Annotated in this window: 10 protein-coding genes; 3 read left to right on the top strand and 7 right to left on the bottom strand. The window is 50.0% G+C overall.

The features are described 5' to 3' along the window. The 6 genes from DWY57_RS10080 to DWY57_RS10105 form a co-directional block, all read right to left on the bottom strand. A complete protein-coding gene (locus DWY57_RS10080; RefSeq protein ID WP_119961683.1) occupies nt 1–1,287 on the bottom strand; it encodes a hypothetical protein in 1,287 nt (428 codons plus the stop codon). A 21-nt stretch (nt 1,288–1,308) separates the two neighbouring features. Then, the gene (locus DWY57_RS10085) at nt 1,309–2,967 is read right to left on the bottom strand and encodes a long-chain fatty acid--CoA ligase (protein ID WP_119961684.1); all 1,659 of its coding nucleotides are present in this window, start codon (nt 2,965–2,967) and stop codon (nt 1,309–1,311) included. A 100-nt stretch (nt 2,968–3,067) separates the two neighbouring features. Beyond that, nucleotides 3,068–5,482: a TonB-dependent receptor gene (locus DWY57_RS10090; RefSeq protein ID WP_119961685.1), complete on the bottom strand. Its 2,415-nt coding sequence runs from the start codon at nt 5,480–5,482 to the stop codon at nt 3,068–3,070. Nucleotides 5,483–5,502: 20 nt separating this feature from the next. Beyond that, nucleotides 5,503–6,579: a GDP-L-fucose synthase gene (locus DWY57_RS10095; protein ID WP_022401522.1), complete on the bottom strand. Its 1,077-nt coding sequence runs from the start codon at nt 6,577–6,579 to the stop codon at nt 5,503–5,505. A gap of 26 nt (nt 6,580–6,605) precedes the next feature. Next, nucleotides 6,606–7,682, bottom strand: coding sequence for a GDP-mannose 4,6-dehydratase (gmd, locus tag DWY57_RS10100; RefSeq protein WP_005836261.1), 1,077 nt, complete (start codon nt 7,680–7,682; stop codon nt 6,606–6,608). Between the two features lie 74 nt (nt 7,683–7,756). Then, complete coding sequence (locus DWY57_RS10105) at nt 7,757–8,917, bottom strand: dicarboxylate/amino acid:cation symporter (RefSeq protein WP_005837656.1); 1,161 nt, start codon at nt 8,915–8,917, stop codon at nt 7,757–7,759. Nucleotides 8,918–9,045: 128 nt separating this feature from the next. Between DWY57_RS10105 and gnd the strand changes: the two genes are divergently transcribed. From gnd to pgl, 3 genes are read left to right on the top strand one after another with little or no spacing between them, the layout of a single operon-like run. Further along, nucleotides 9,046–10,521 carry a decarboxylating NADP(+)-dependent phosphogluconate dehydrogenase gene (gnd, locus tag DWY57_RS10110; RefSeq protein WP_117601498.1) on the top strand — a complete coding sequence of 492 codons (1,476 nt, stop codon included), beginning with the start codon at nt 9,046–9,048 and terminating at the stop codon, nt 10,519–10,521. A 17-nt stretch (nt 10,522–10,538) separates the two neighbouring features. Further along, entirely contained in the window at nt 10,539–12,035 is a 1,497-nt protein-coding gene (gene zwf / locus DWY57_RS10115) for a glucose-6-phosphate dehydrogenase (protein WP_034525610.1), read from the top strand. Continuing rightward, nucleotides 12,032–12,748, top strand: coding sequence for a 6-phosphogluconolactonase (gene pgl / locus DWY57_RS10120; protein WP_005836269.1), 717 nt, complete (start codon nt 12,032–12,034; stop codon nt 12,746–12,748). The genes zwf and pgl overlap by 4 nt, the downstream gene beginning before the upstream one ends. Here pgl and DWY57_RS10125 read toward each other — a convergent pair. After that, on the bottom strand, nt 12,741–13,784 hold the full coding sequence (locus DWY57_RS10125; RefSeq protein WP_119961686.1) for a DUF2776 family protein: 1,044 nt from the start codon (nt 13,782–13,784) through the stop codon (nt 12,741–12,743). The genes pgl and DWY57_RS10125 overlap by 8 nt on opposite strands. Between the last annotated feature and the right edge of the window lie 35 nt (nt 13,785–13,819).

Here is a 13,819-nt window from a genome sequence, read left to right on the forward strand (position 1 = left end):
TTATAATTTCAGTATCGTCACCCCGCCCTCTACAATGATGCCTTTGTCATAGGTTTTCCCTTGGGTGTAGTAGCGGCTGCCGCCATAACCGCCGGTGAGGAATATGCCGAAGCGGTCGGTCAGGTGGTATTCCAGATTGACACGTGCCTGGAGGGCATAGAGACGTGCCGGAATGCCGTAGTCCTTGTTCTTGAAGGTTTCTATATGTTGGTATCCCAGATCTCCGCTGATAAACAGCTGTTTGTAGAGCGGTAGTTCAAGACCGGCACGGTAGAAGAGGGAAGCGGAAAACTTGTCGCCGAAATCCAGATAATGGGTGCCGCCGCCGAGGATGGTATAGAAGAGCCGGTTCTTGAAACGGGCACCTACATTCAGCTTGGTGGCATTACCACCGAAAAACATCAGTTGAACTTTTGTTTGGGGATTGGCATTGACTAATCCCAACTGGAAACCGTCTAATTTCTCTTTGTAGTAGTTGAATAGACCTATTTGAAGCCCTTTGGCGCGTATAGCCATATTGGCAGCGCCTATTTGTAATCCCCGGGCTGTACCACCCACCACATTGCCCAGGCCGGAAACCTGAACACCGGTCATATCTCCGGCGGTGATGTTGGCAAGGGCGGACATCTGCATGCCATTCAAGTCTTCACCGATTACACTTAACAGGCCGGCCCCTGAAAATCCTTTGAAATTTCCGCCGGAAATATTGGCGAGTCCGGCAAAGTGTATGCCGGAAGCACCTTCTCCGCTGATATTCAACAAGCCGCCTATGGAGGCGCCACGATTATAGTCCCCACTGATGTTTGCCAGACCGGAAATGATGACACCTTGCGCATGGTTTCCGGTGATGCCTACCAGTCCCGAAACGGATACTCCGATAAGGTTGTTGCCATTGATGTTGGTAATTCCTGCTATCTGCATGCCTCGCATGCTTCCCCCCACCATATTTGACAGACCTGCCATCTGTACACCGTTCACATCCCTGCCGGTTACACTGCCAAGAATATTCATGCCGAGGCCATTCAGACGGTTCATGGAGGAGAACACACCCAGATTGAAGCAGGTGCTTCCTACGGTGTCAGTCCGCTGTGTGGAGATGTTTTTCCATAAGGAGATATTGATACCTACCGGGCCATGGTCTGTTTGTGGAGAGCGTTGTTTCCGGAAAGTATTTTCGGAGGATTTCTGAATCGTGTCCGGCTGTACGCTGCCCGGATTATGTTCTTGGGCAAGAGTTATCCCTGCAAAAAGCAGGGATGTAAAGAAGAATAAAAGAAGTTGTTTCATATTGGTTGAACCCTATTGGCTTTATCCTTTGGCCTCCTGATACAAGAAGCGCTTGATAGATTTCTTCGGCGTTTTTTCAAATTCTTCAGGATAGATTTTCATCTTGAATATCTGGCTGTATGCGGGCAGTTCTGCATTCAGTGCCACACGGTTTTCCTCCATGACGCGTTCGATGTCGTCATTGTTCAGCCCATGGGCAAAGGCATCATCGAAGTCGGGATAAACCAGACCTACCAGTTTCTCGTTCTGCTGCACGATGATGCTTTCGGCTACGTACGGCATATTGTTCAGTTTGTCTTCTATCTCTTCCGGGTAGATATTCTGACCGCTCGGGCCGAGGAGCATGTTCTTGCTGCGTCCCTTGATGCTAATGTTGCCTTCGGCATCCATCAGGGCAAGGTCTCCGGTGTGCAGCCAGCCGTCTTTGTCGAGTACCTGCACGGTGGCTTCGTCGTTCTTGTAGTAACCCAGCATGACATTGGGACCACGGCAGACAATCTCTCCCGGAATGTTTTCGGGATCGGATGATAGGATTTTCACCTCCATACGCGGTGCGGCCTTTCCGCAAGAACCGGGTTTGAAGCGGGTCCAATCCTCGTAACAGATGATGGGGCCGCATTCCGTCATTCCATAGCCTACCGTATAGGGGAAATCTATCATCTTTAAGAACTGCTCCACTTCCTGGTTGAAGGCAGCTCCTCCTACAATGATTTCTGTAAAGTTTCCGCCAAAGGCTTGAATCATCTGGTCGCGTACGGTCGCTTTTATCTTGTCGTTAATGATGGGTACTTTCAGCAACAGCTTCATGGCGGGAGTTTCCAGCTTGGGCAGTACGCTCTTCTTTATAATCTTTTCGATAATGAGCGGAACAGCCACAATCAGGTTAGGCTTCACTTCGGTGAAAGCCTGGAAAATGATTTTGGGGCTGGGCATACGAGTGAGGAAGAATATGTGGCAACCTACGGCGAATTCATACAGAAACTCGAATGCAAGTCCGTACATATGTGCCATTGGCAGCATGGAGACAATCTTGTCACCGGCTTTCAGCGGCAATACTTCGAAAGCAAAAGTGGTGTTTGACCAAAGGCTGCGGTAGGGCAGCATCACTCCTTTGGAGTAACTGGTGGTGCCGGATGTATAGTTGATGACCGCCAGTTCGTCGGGCTGGTCCTTGTGATAACTGACATGCTCCTTGCGGAAGTTCTTGGGGTATTTCTTACCGAACATTTCGTTGAGATGTTCGCGGGCATAGTCCAACTTTTCGCTGCGGGAGACAAGAATGTAGAAGTCTGCCATCATCATGATGCCCTCCAGCAGCGGCATGGCACTTTCGTTGAGGTTTTCCCAAACCTGGTCGCCTACGAAAAGCAGTTTGGCTTCGGAATGGTTCACGATGTTGTGTACATTGTCTGCCTTGAACTCGTGAAGGATGGGGACGATTACCGCACCGTAGGTCAATGTTGCGAGGAACGTTACGCCCCAGTGGGAACTGTTGCGGCCACAGACGGCAATCTTATCGCCTTTCTTGATGCCGCTTGCCTCGAAAATGATATGCAGCTTTTCTATTTTGCGGGCTACGTCCTTATATTGTAGGGTTGCTCCCTTATAGTCGGTCAGAGCGTCTAAATCCCAATTTTCCTTTATGCTATTCTCTATATAGGCGATAAAACTTTGTTCCATGATATTAATTGCACATTTGGTTGAAAATTGTGCAAATATAAGGGTTTATATATAGAAAGCAAACTTTTATAGGGAAAATAGTTTTTATGGCGGCTATTTGCTAAAACTCGACAGTTATACCTAAAGTAGGCAGGATAGTGCCGCTTTCCTGCTTGAGGTATTTCATTTTATAGCGCTGTTCGGCAACAGGAGCAGACGGATTTTCGATGATGCCCGTACTCATTATCACATCCGGCTGCTTCAGTTTGTTGCCGGTGATATTCTGTATGTCCAGATAGATTCCTATCATGCAGTGATGGAAGTAGAAGGACTTGTCCACACGCAAGTCTAACTGGGCAAAGTTGGGAAGCCGCCCGGTATTATAGTACGCATAGTCGTAGTAGGGCTGTCCTTTGGCATCCCATGCTTCTACGAGTGATGATTTGTCTTCATCATAGGGAGTGTAGGGGCTGCCGCCTATATAGCTTAGCTTGCCTCCTATGCTCCAGCGCCGGGGCAGGTTGTATGTACCGCTCATGTTGAGTATGAAACGGTTGTCCCAGGCAGATGGAATGAAGTCTCCATTTGAACGGTTGCGGTATTCGCTGCGGTATAAGGTGAAGGAGGATACGAGATTGAACTTGCCGGATGCCTGCCAGCGGAACATGGTTTCCAGTCCGTAGGCCCTGCCGCTGGCTGTAGGGGCGAGTGCTTCGTTGCCGGTGACACCGTAATCGTTTCCTTTGCATGCCAACGGAATGTTGTCTTGGAGGGAAAGTGGCATACGGCTGTAACGCTTGAAGAAACCTTCTGCAGAAACCATGAACCGGTCTTGCAGGTGCCAGTCCAGACCGAGGCTGCTTTCAAAGACCTGCATGTACTTCAAGTTTTTGTTGAGATATTGCCCTTCATTGTCTTTATATCCCAAAGCGGTGTAGGGAGGCAATTGGTGGTAGAGGCCGGTACTTCCGCTCAGGGTCCATTGTTCCGAGAGTTTGTAGGATGCAGAGAGGCGTGGGGAGAACTGTTTCCATAGCTGCCGCATCTTTCGGTTGTAAGTGTTGCCATCCATACGGATACCGGCAGAAAGGGCCAGACGCTTGTCGGCGGTGGTATAGTTGGAAGAGAAGAAAGCCCCCCAGCCGAAGATGTCGAGTGAGGTTTCGTAGATGGAAAGCGTACCCGAATGACTGCCGTATAGTCTTTGCCTGCTGTGGTTTGTATAGATGGAGTTGTTCAGTTCTGCTCCTTCTTTTAGGGTCCATGCTCCCAAGCGCGTTTGGTTTTCGAAACGCAGGGTGGTCTTTTGTTCTGTGGAGCGTAGGCGCAGGGTCAGGTTGTCTTCGGAAGAGTCATCGTTGTTGCGGTATTTCAGATTGCGGTTGTTCAGGTAGTTATGGCTCAGTATAAGGGATTGTACGTGCCTTCCATTGTAGTGTCTGTAAGAGGCTCCGAGAGTGAATGTTTCCTGATGGATAGTGGGGAGATAGCTGAGCAGATATTCGGCATCTTCTCCTTTTTCATCGGTATTCAGTTTCATCTTGTCAATGCCTGCAAGACCAAGCAGGGTCAGCTCGCTGTGCTCGTTGAAACGGGTTTTTGTTTTGAATTGTCCGTCAATGAAATTGGGCAGGAAGGGCAGTCCCAAAGCCTTGAACAAAAGTTGCAGGTAGGACTGGCGTGCGGAGAACAGATAAGTGGTGCGCTGCCCCAGATGGCCTGCTCCGCTGAGCGAGACTTCCGATGCGCCGATGGTGGCTTTGAACGCCTGCTTGTCCGGATTTCCGTCCTTGAGTTGGAAGTCGAGGACGGAACTCAAGGCTCCGGAGCGGTTGGCGGGGAAGGCGCCCGTATAAAATGTAATCTCGCGTATCAGGTCGGCATTGACAATACTTACCGGTCCTCCGGATGCACCCTGAGTGGCAAAGTGGTTGATGTTGGGGATTTCGATGCCATCCATATAAAAGCGGTTTTCGGAAGGAGAACCGCCCCGAACAATCAAGTCGTTGCGATAGCCGATGGGAGAGAAAGAGACGCCGGGATAGGAGCGTACGATGCGCGAAACATCCCGGTTGGCTCCGGGACTTTTCTCTATTTCCTGCAAGCCGATGATACGCATGCTGACCGGGCTTTCGATACTTCGCCGGAAGGGGGAAGGCACCACCACTACTGTGTTCAGCAGATTGGCATCCTCTTCCATCTCTATCTCGATGAACGGGGTTGAGGCTGAAACGATATATTCGGGGGTGGAAACAGTCTGGTATCCTATGCAGGATGCCTCAAGGCTATAGATGCCCGGAGGTACCTGCTCTATCTTGAATGTGCCGAGTGAATCGGTGGATGCCCCTTTCCCGGGGATGCCGGCAACGAAAACGTTGGCGTAGGCCACGGGTTGTCTGGACTGTCTGTCGATGACTTTGCCGCGAACGGAATAGGTCACGGGAGCTATCATGGCATTCATGGTTGGGCTGATACCTGATAAAAGTATCAGCAATATAAACAATACAGTTTCCACCTTGTACCGTATGGCATTCATGGCTAATCAGACGTCACTAATTACTTTCCCAAGTACCATCGGTACATGCGTTGCACACCTTCCTCGATATCAATCTTATGATGCCATCCCAATGCATGTAACTTACCGGGATCGGTCAGTTTGCGCATGGTGCCGTCGGGTTTGGAAGTGTCGAAGGTCAACCGGCCCTGATAGCCTACGGTGTTGACAATCAGCTCTGCCAACTGGCGGATAGTGATTTCCTTGCCCGTACCGATATTGATGTGACAGTTGCGGATTTCCTTGTCGCCCGGCTTGAAGGTATCTTTGAAGTCGACGTGTTCCATGACGAAGACGCTGGCATCTGCCATCTCCTCGCTCCAGAGGAATTCGCGCAAGGGGGTGCCGGAACCCCATAATCTCACTTCTTCTTCGCTGATGCCGTATTTCCGGAGGATATTCAGAATGTCCTCTTTGCTGCTGTCGCCGTTGATGCCTTCCACCGGACGCAGGTTCATGTCGTGGCGTACGGCATCCCAGTCGCCTTGTTTCAGGCAGTGGGCGAGGTGTATCTTGCGTATCATGGCAGGGAGCACGTGGCTGCGTTCCAGGTCGAAGTTGTCGTTGGGACCGTAAAGGTTGGTGGGCATCACGGCAATGTAGTTCGTACCGTATTGAAGATTGAAGCTTTCGCACATTTTCAGTCCGGCTATTTTGGCGATGGCATAGGGCTCGTTCGTGTATTCCAGCGGAGAAGTGAGGAGTGCGTCTTCTTTCATCGGCTGTTCGGCATCACGGGGATAGATGCAGGTGCTGCCCAGAAAGAGAAGTTTTTTCACTCCGTGGCGGAAGCTTTCGCCGATGACGTTCTGCTGTATCTGCAAGTTCTTGTAGATGAAGTCGGCACGGTAGATACTGTTGGCCATGATGCCACCCACAAAGGCGGCGGCAAGGAATACATATTCGGGCTGTTCCTCGTCGAAGAAGCGGCGTACGGCAACTCCGTCGAGCAGATCGAGTTCTGTGTGGGTCTTGCCGATGAGATTGGTGTATCCTTTCTCCTCAAGATTTTTCCAGATGGCAGAGCCTACCAGTCCCCGGTGGCCTGCTACATATATTTTGGCATTTTTGTCTAACATTGTTGTCTGAAAGTTTAATAGTTCATTCAAAGCTCTTTGCTTCTTAAATACAGTTTCTTCACAAATTTCATGTCGTGCTCTGCCATGATGCGTACCAACTCTTCAAAACTGGTCTGCCTCGGATTCCATCCCAGCAGTGTTTTTGCTTTGGTGGGGTCGCCCAGCAATTGTTCCACTTCGGCAGGCCGGAAATATTTGGGGTCGACTTCCACGAGGACTTTTCCGGTCTGTGTGTCGATACCCTTCTCATCCACTCCCTGGCCTTCCCAGCACAGAGTGATGCCTACCTCCCGGAATGCCAGTGTCGCAAATTCGCGTACGGTATGCATTTCTCCGGTGGCAATGACGAAGTCTTCGGGGGTGTCGTGCTGCAGGATGAGCCACATGCACTCGATGTAGTCTTTGGCATATCCCCAGTCGCGCCGGGCATCCAGATTGCCCAGATACAGCTTGTCCTGGAAGCCTTGGGCGATGCGGGCAGCCGCCAGTGTGATTTTTCTTGTCACGAAGGTTTCACCTCGGCGTTCGCTCTCGTGGTTGAAGAGTATGCCGTTTACAGCAAACATGCCATAGCTTTCGCGGTAGTTCTTTGTAATCCAAAAGCCATACTGTTTGGCTACGCCATAGGGGCTGCGGGGATAGAACGGGGTCGTTTCGCTTTGCGGCACTTCCTGCACTTTTCCGAAGAGCTCGGAAGTGGAGGCCTGGTAGATGCGTGTCTTCTTTTCCATACCGAGAATGCGTACGGCTTCGAGCATGCGCAGGGTGCCTACGGCATCGGTTTCGGCGGTATATTCGGGCACGTCGAAGGATACTTTGACATGGCTTTGGGCGGCAAGGTTATATATTTCGTCCGGCTGCACACTCTGGATGATACGGATGAGAGAGCTGGAGTCTGTCATGTCTCCATAGTGCAGGTTAATGGTACGTTTCTGTTTCATGTCGCGTACCCACTCATCGAAGTAGAGGTGTTCGATGCGGCCGGTGTTGAAAGAGGAAGAGCGACGCAGGATACCGTGCACTTCATATCCTTTCTGCAGGAGGAATTCGGCAAGGAACGAGCCGTCCTGCCCGGTAATGCCGGAGATAAGGGCTTTCTTCATAATGTATGCTTCTTGTTATTATGTCTTTTCGGACTGCAATATTCGTTATTTTCCACGAGATGGCAAAATATAAACTATTTCTTTCCCATCACTTTGTCGATAATCAGTGCGATTGCCCCGTCGCCCGTCACATTGCAGGCAGTACCGAAGCTGTCCATCGCTATGTATAGTGCAATCATCAGCGCTTGTGCCGACTCGTCGAAGCCCAGCATGGATTGCAGGATGCCCAGTGATGCCATGATGGCGCCTCCCGGTACCCCGGGAGCGGCTACCATAGTGATGCCCAGCATGAAGATGAATCCTGCAAATAGAGGGAAATCATGGGGCATGCCTTGCATTATCATCAGTGCCAGGGCGCATGCCACAATCTTCAATGTGCTACCCGACAGATGGATGGTGGCGCAAAGTGGGATGACGAATCCGGCAATATCGGCAGAGACGCCGTTCTTCCGACTTTGCTCCAATGTTACAGGGATAGTGGCGGCACTGGATTGAGTGCCTAGAGCCGTGAAGTAGGCAGGCATCATCCGTCCCAGTAGTTTGAGAGGGTTCTTGCGGACAAACAGTGCCGCAATGCTGTATTGGAATACCAGGAGAAAGATGTGAAGCAGGAAGATTACACCGATAATCTTAATAAAGACCATCAGGATGCCGAATACTTGTCCACTGTGCGTCATGTTGAGGAAAATGCCGAAAATATAGATGGGAAGCAGCGGCAATATCACTGCACTGATCATGCGGATGACAATCTCTTGAAAATCGCGTGCCGCATTTTTCAGTACCTCACTTTTCAGATGAGCCAGGCCCAGCCCCAGTGTGAAGGCAAGTACGAGTGCGGTCATAACATTCATCAAGGGCGGGATACCCACGGAAAAATAGGGAAGAATGCCTTGAGACTCACTGACTTCTTCTAACGGCACCCCGGTTTCTATGAGGGAAGGAAATACCGCCATACCGGTGAAATAGGAGAGAAAGCCGGAGAATAAGGTAGCTCCGTAAGCAATGAGCGCCGTGACGACCAGCATCCGTCCGGCTCCTTTGCCGATGTCGGCAATGGCAATCGTGACCAGTCCCACAATGATGAGGGGGATGGAGAAGTTCAGGAATTCACTGAAAATGGCATTGAATGTTACGAACAGCCGTACCAGCGAAGCCGGTAGGAAATTTCCGAAAAGTATACCTAAGATAATGGCAATGATGATGCGTGGCAATAGTCCGATGTGGAAGTTCTTCATGAGCATTGGTTTTCTGTCTGGTTGAAAAATAGGCTTTCGCTGACAAAAGTACTATTTTATTTTCGTAATTCATACGAACAAATGCTGTTAGCATTTTGTTTCCATATAAAGACAAAATTTACATGAATATGAAGAATTTAAATAAAACAGACATTGGACTTATCGGTCTGGCAGTTATGGGCGAGAATTTGGCCCTCAATATGGCAGATAAGGGATGGAATGTTTCGGTATATAATCGTACGGTTCCGGGAGTGGAAGAAGGGGTGGTGGAACGTTTTGTGAACGGCCGCGCCAAAGGGAAAAAAATTGAAGGCTATACAGATATAGCCGAATTTGTAACTTCCATTGCCATACCCCGCAAAATAATGATGATGGTTCGTGCCGGCAGTGCGGTGGATGAACTGATGGAACAGCTGTTTCCCCATTTGTCCGAAGGGGATATCCTGATTGACGGTGGCAATTCCAATTATGAGGACACCAACCGGCGTGTGGCATTGGCCGAAAAGAAAGGCTTCCGTTTTGTGGGAGCTGGAGTTTCCGGTGGAGAGGAAGGAGCGCTGAACGGCGCGTCTATCATGCCCGGAGGATCTGAAAGTGCCTGGCCTGAGGTGAAGCCTATCCTGCAGAGTATTGCGGCAAAAGCATCTGACGGTACTCCGTGCTGCCAGTGGATTGGTCCTGCCGGTTCCGGTCATTTCGTCAAGATGATACATAACGGTATCGAATATGGAGATATGCAGCTTATTGCCGAAGCTTATTGGGTGATGAAGAATCTGCTTGGTCTGGACAATGGACAGATGGCAGAAATCTTTGCTGATTGGAATGAGGGTAAGTTGCGTAGCTATCTCATTGAAATTACCGCCAACATACTGCGTCATAAGGACAAATCAGGAGGTTACCTGATAGATAAGATATTGGATACCGCCGGACAGAAAGGTACGGGCAAGTGGTCCGTTATCAATGCGATGGAGCTGGGCATGCCGTTGGGGCTGATTGCTACGGCTGTGTTCGAACGTAGTTTGTCGGCACAGAAGGGCTTGCGTGAAACGGCTTCCAAGCAATTTGTATGCCGACGCTCGCAGGCGGTGTACAACAAGTCGGAGATGGTGAAGGATATCTATTCCGCACTCTATGCTTCCAAATTAGTGTCATATGCTCAGGGATTCGCTGTGTTGCAGCGTGCATCCGACGCTTTTGCCTGGAACCTCGATTTGGCATCCATCGCACGCATGTGGCGGGGCGGCTGCATCATCCGTAGTATTTTCCTGAACGACATAGCTACGGCTTTCGAGGCTAAAGACAAGCCCAAACATTTGCTGTTGGCACCTTATTTCAAAAATGAAATGCAGCTGTTGCTTCCTGGCTGGAAACATCTGGTAGCACAATCCATGAAAGAGGAACTTCCGGTGCCTGCATTCTCGTCCGCCTTGAATTATTTCTATTCGCTGGTGTCTGCCAAGTTGCCTGCCAATATGATTCAGGCGCAACGTGACTATTTTGGTGCGCATACCTTTGAAAGGACAGACGAGTTGCGTGGACAGTTTTTCCATGAAAATTGGACGGGACACGGAGGAGATACGAAATCGGGTACGTACAATGTGTGAGAAAGGGGGAGAAGATGATGAATAAATTAGTGATTGTTATATTCGGCGCTTCGGGTGACTTGACGAAGCGCAAACTGATGCCGGCGCTCTATACTTTATATAGTGGCGGGCGGTTGCCGGAAGGATTCTCCATTCTGGGGATAGGACGCACCGAGTATACGGATGCCCGTTACCAAGAATATATAATGAGTGAATTGAGTAAGTTCGTAGCTTCCAAAGAGCAGGTGGAAGATAAAATGAGGGATTTTTGCAGCCATCTGCATTACCAGACATTGGATCCCGCCGAGGTTGAAGGCTATCATCTGCTGGACGGACGTTTACAAGAGTTTACCGGTGAGCAGAAACCGGACAACCTGCTGTTCTATCTGGCTACTCCACCTTCCTTGTACGGTGTCATTCCCTTGCACTTGAAGGCGGCCGGTCTGAACCGTCCTGATACGCGTATCATCGTTGAAAAGCCGTTCGGTTACGATTTGGAGTCAGCCAGAAAGCTGAATAGCATTTATGCTTCCGTTTTCAAGGAGCATCAGATTTACCGCATCGACCATTTTCTGGGTAAGGAAACGGCGCAGAACATTCTCGCCTTCCGTTTTGCCAACGGAATCTTCGAACCGCTATGGAACCGTAATTATATAGACTATGTGGAGATTACAGCCGTAGAGAATCTGGGTATCGAAGGACGTGGCGGATTCTATGAAGGTGCCGGAGCCCTGCGCGATATGGTACAAAACCACCTCATACAGCTTGTGGCGCTCACAGCATTGGAACCGCCTGCCGTTTTCAATGCCGATAATTTCCGCAACGAGGTGGTGAAGGTCTATGAGTCATTGGCCCCCTTGACAGAGGAGGATTTGGAGGAACACATTGTCCGCGGACAATATACGGCTTCGGGCTCGAAAGCCGGGTATAGGGAAGAGAAGAACGTGGCACCTGATTCGCGTACCGAAACGTATATTGCCATGAAAATCGGTATTAACAACTGGCGGTGGAAGGGTGTTCCTTTCTATATCCGTACCGGCAAACAAATGCCGACAAAGGTGACTGAGATTGTTGTACATTTCCGTGAGACGCCCCATCAGATGTTTCGTTGCGAGGGTGGACATTGTCCCCGCGCGAATAAGCTGATTCTCCGCCTGCAACCCAATGAAGGCATTGTGCTGAAATTCGGCATGAAGACTCCCGGACCGGGATTTGACGTGAAGCAGGTGATGATGGACTTCAGTTATGACCAGTTGGGTGGGTTGCCTACCGGCGATGCCTATGCCCGTCTGATAGAGGATTGCATACAAGGTGACCCTACACTCTTTACCCGCAGCGACGCGGTAGAGGCTTCATGGCGCTTTTTCGATCCCGTGTTGCGTTATTGGAAAGAGCATACGGATGCTCCTTTATATGGGTATCCCGTAGGTACGTGGGGACCTTTGGAAAGTGAAGCGATGATGCACGAACATGGTGCTGAGTGGACCAATCCGTGTAAGAATTTGACTAATACAGATGAATATTGCGAGTTATGAAAAGTTATGTTTACCATTCGGCTACAGCTACGGCACATGCGTTGATTGAACATTTGATTGCGATGATGGAGCGTGAGCCGGAAAAGACCTTTTATTTTGCATTCAGTGGGGGAAGTACTCCTTCGCTGATGTTTGACATTTGGGCCAACGAGTACAAGGAGGTGACTCCTTGGATGCGGATGCGGATTTATTGGGTGGATGAACGGTGTGTGCCGGCAGAGGATTATGAGAGCAATTATGGTACCATGCGCCGTTTGCTGTTGGATGAAGTAGGCATGCCCGATGAATACGTTTACCCTATTTATGGAGTGAACCGCCCGGAGATTGAAGCAAAGAACTATTCGACGCTGGTTTGCCGCACGGTTCCGCTTTGGGGTGGCTTCCCGGCCTTCGATGTCGTTTTGCTCGGTGCTGGAGACGACGGGCATACCTCCTCTATCTTTCCGGGGCAGGAATATCTGCTTTCTTCCTTTCATCCTTATGAGGTGAGTGTCAATCCCTATAATGGGCAGAAACGCATAGCCATGACCGGCTGCCTTTTGTTTGCTGCGAAGAATCTTATTTTCTTTATTACCGGCAAGAATAAGGCGGATGTGGTCCGCGATATTCTTGATTCCGGGGATACCGGTCCGGCAGCTTATGTGGCCCACCATGCCGAGCGTGTGGAATTGTTCCTCGATGCTCAGGCCAATGGCGGGAAAATGTCTACTTAGATGTACCGCTCTCCAGAATGCTTACGATGGAGAATAATGTAAAGCAGATGCCTCCCAAACCTGCCAGTACGCGTGCAGGGACAAAATAGGCATTGTGCAGGCTTGCCATCTCAAACAGAAAGGCGGAGAGAAACAGACAAGCCAGGGCCGTGAAGACCGGAATCAGCGGGATGCGGTTGGCCAGCTTGAAAGTGTTCCGCCAGATGGCGGCAAGCAGGATGACTTTGCTGGAAATGCTGTAGCATACCAGTCCCAGACCTATCATAATATATCCTGTGGAGGAGAGTGCCGGATTGCTGTTGGCTAAGACCAGAAGTCCCCAGAGAATGCTGATGCTGCCCATTATCAAAACAAGGGCCGGCCACCGTTTCCGCTCAGCCTTTGTATAGTTGTTGCGTATCTGGCGGACGATGGTTGCAACCAGCGCCACCAGGCTGGAACAGATACAAGCAAGTCCTGCCATGACATGGCCTGCTACATAATATGCATTGTGCCCGCTGCTTTTTGACAATAGCCAGAAGGCCCATATCCATGCCATTACTGCCATAAGGGTGGCAACTGCTATTAGGATATATCCCTGGGAGGAATTGAATGCATCGGCAGGTTGTAGCTGGTCGGTACGTTCCGAGTTGGCGGGAATGAGGGTGAAGCGGGTGGAGGCTGTGGCTGTGGTAGCTACACAAGCTGTGATGAAACCGACTCCGCAAATCACGTGTCCTGCTACGAAATTGCTTGCCGTGGCAGCTTCGTGCATATAATTCCAACCATAGATTACTGTGAGTACGGCTGCCAGGTAACCGATAACCGGAAGTGCGTATCTGGCTATCGGATTGTAGGTATGAATAATTTGTCTAATGATTGTTGCCGCTGTGGCGAACAAGGCAATGCAAATCATCCCTAAGGAAAATACTACCGGACCGGCCACAAATTTTGCCGAATCCAGTCCTTCGTGGAGCACAAAGGCTCCGTAGCCGAAACAGAAAAGGGCCATCAACAAGGGTATAGCCCTGAAAAGAATACTGATACCGTAATTCATAACTGTTGTTTTTAGAGTTTCCCCTTCAAACAGCG

This window comes from Bacteroides sp. AF25-5LB (assembly GCF_003602965.1).
GTDB lineage: Bacteria > Bacteroidota > Bacteroidia > Bacteroidales > Bacteroidaceae > Bacteroides > Bacteroides uniformis.

Excerpts from the sequence above, each read along its gene's own strand:
- DWY57_RS10090 (WP_119961685.1), bottom strand. The coding sequence starts at position 5,482 with ATGAATGCCATACGGTACAAGGTGGAAACTGTATTGTTTATATTGCTG.
- gnd (WP_117601498.1), top strand. The coding sequence starts at position 9,046 with ATGAAGAATTTAAATAAAACAGACATTGGACTTATCGGTCTGGCAGTT.
- gmd (WP_005836261.1), bottom strand. The coding sequence starts at position 7,682 with ATGAAGAAAGCCCTTATCTCCGGCATTACCGGGCAGGACGGCTCGTTC.
- DWY57_RS10125 (WP_119961686.1), bottom strand. The coding sequence starts at position 13,784 with ATGAATTACGGTATCAGTATTCTTTTCAGGGCTATACCCTTGTTGATG.
- zwf (WP_034525610.1), top strand. The coding sequence starts at position 10,539 with ATGAATAAATTAGTGATTGTTATATTCGGCGCTTCGGGTGACTTGACG.
- DWY57_RS10080 (WP_119961683.1), bottom strand. The coding sequence starts at position 1,287 with ATGAAACAACTTCTTTTATTCTTCTTTACATCCCTGCTTTTTGCAGGG.
- DWY57_RS10105 (WP_005837656.1), bottom strand. The coding sequence starts at position 8,917 with ATGAAGAACTTCCACATCGGACTATTGCCACGCATCATCATTGCCATT.
- DWY57_RS10085 (WP_119961684.1), bottom strand. The coding sequence starts at position 2,967 with ATGGAACAAAGTTTTATCGCCTATATAGAGAATAGCATAAAGGAAAAT.
- pgl (WP_005836269.1), top strand. The coding sequence starts at position 12,032 with ATGAAAAGTTATGTTTACCATTCGGCTACAGCTACGGCACATGCGTTG.
- DWY57_RS10095 (WP_022401522.1), bottom strand. The coding sequence starts at position 6,579 with ATGTTAGACAAAAATGCCAAAATATATGTAGCAGGCCACCGGGGACTG.